Here is a 1,082-nt window from a genome sequence, read left to right as displayed (position 1 = left end):
GAAATCTCATAATGCCGATACTTTTAATTCATTTCAGAAAAAATTTCCAGTACTTTCAATGGCGATGGGTATATACGATATGCCAATACAGAGGAATTGATCTAATACTAGATGAATTCCTCTGGGCCAAGAGCAATAAGCCAATTAGAGCCTGTAAATAATTCTGTGTAACTGTCATGTGTTAAACAAACTCACTCAACCGCTCTTCGAATTCAATCATAAATCGATTAAGGGCGGGCCTCCAATCTCTAATGGGCATTGTCCATTTTTTAGAGGCGTCCATTATAGCAAGATAAACTACCTTTTTGGCAGACTCATCTGAAGGAAATAGCTTTCTTTTCTTGACTGCTTTTCGAATGACGCTATTTAGTGACTCAATAGCGTTTGTTGTGTATATGGCTTTACGAATGTCTGATGGGTAGCTAAACAGAGTGTTGAGGTTATGCCAGTGAACGTTCCATGAGCGACTTATTTGTGGGTATTTTTCATCCCAGCGTTCAGCAAATTGTTCCAGTGCAAGCAAAGCCTCATCCTCTGTGACGGATTGATAGATGAGTTTCAAATCAGCAGAGACAGCCTTATAATCCTTCCAGGGCACATATTGACCTCTGGCCGGGATCTTTGTAAAAAAGGGTCATGTTAATATTAGACCCTGTAAGTAACTAAACCCTGAGGGAATTCGCTGTTGATCTAGGTAATTTTTTCTGCAGAATAACCAATCTCTATTATAGAAACCCGGAAGGAGAAAATCGGACGTTAATAGAAAATAAAAAAGTTAAGGTACACCTACCGTGTAGAAGGCATAATTTGATTGAAATTTGTTCATGACCCTTTTTTACAAAGATCCCGGCCAGAGGTCAATATTGTGAAAATAAAAGTAAATATTATAGAAAGAATTATTTTGTCCTCTCTTTTACCTTTAATCTGTCGCTGCTCTTCTTCGTGAAGACAATCCTCACATACTGGGCGAATTGCCGTTAGAGGGGTATTCATTGAGCGTCCAATATATACCCATCGCCATTGAAAGTACTGGAAAATTCATCTGAAATAGATTACAACTACGCGCATGAGATTTGAGCCGT

At 38.6% G+C, this 1,082-nt stretch carries 1 pseudogene; it reads right to left on the bottom strand.

The features are described from left to right. Nucleotides 1-181 precede the first annotated feature (181 nt). A pseudogene (locus tag ACQY7T_RS13425) lies at nucleotides 182-604 on the bottom strand (transposase); the annotation flags it as partial. Nucleotides 605-1,082 lie beyond the last annotated feature (478 nt).

The organism is Legionella sp., from assembly GCF_965140895.1.
In the GTDB taxonomy this organism is placed as follows: Bacteria; Pseudomonadota; Gammaproteobacteria; order Legionellales; family Legionellaceae; genus Legionella.
Note: the sequence above shows the minus strand (reverse complement) of the source record. Positions and strands in the feature narration are given on the sequence as shown.